Consider the following 694-nt stretch of genomic DNA (forward strand, 5'->3'; position numbering starts at 1 on the left):
TAACACATATGAGCCTCCGGGCTGTCAATGAAAAAAGATAGCCCTTTGACCACTATTTCAAGATCAATACCGTTGCCTTTTTAGAACTCGTTTACTTCGTCTGTCATGGCTGATGTTAGGCAAATTGCCTACGTCAAACACATATAGAGGCTCTTGTTGTTGCGCTTTTCAATTCCTTTTGACTGGCAACGGCACTAGACATTCATCGGTTAACCTTCCTCTGTCCTATTCAAATCTAAGTGGCTGTATCGACCAGTTAGTATCAGGTTCAGTGAAGGTGTAAGCAAATTCGTAAAAAGGTAGAGATGCGCAACGGGGACACGTCTAATCAAACCAACAGGTTTTGGCATTTCGGTATATTTATCGATGCTGCTTTGGCAGACTATTGCGCGATAAATGAGATACTCACCATTAAACCAGTTAGACTTTTAAGCTCATGCCACCGTGCGACTTACCCGTTTAAAAAGCGTTCTTCATCGAATACCTGCTGGTTCTTCAACATAAAGTAAGTACATCGCCCGATTTTATGGGCTAGTGCAGATAAAGCCTTCGCCTTGCTCATTCTCTTTTGCAGCTTGGCTAGATATCGTTTGGCGTTGTCATTACCCTTGAGGTATAACACCGCTGCTTCACTAAATGCCCATTTTAAATGTGCATTGCCAATCTTATTCCCCTGCGTACCATGTGTTTTACC

The 694-nt window shown here is 42.7% G+C and carries 1 pseudogene; it reads right to left on the minus strand.

The annotated features are described in order from the left end of the window. Positions 1 to 451: 451 nt before the first annotated feature. Positions 452 to 694, minus strand: a pseudogene (locus tag J5X92_RS20880) (IS110 family transposase); the annotation flags it as partial.

The organism is Alteromonas sp. K632G, assembly GCF_017653625.1.
GTDB classification, from domain to species: Bacteria; Pseudomonadota; Gammaproteobacteria; order Enterobacterales; family Alteromonadaceae; genus Alteromonas; species Alteromonas naphthalenivorans.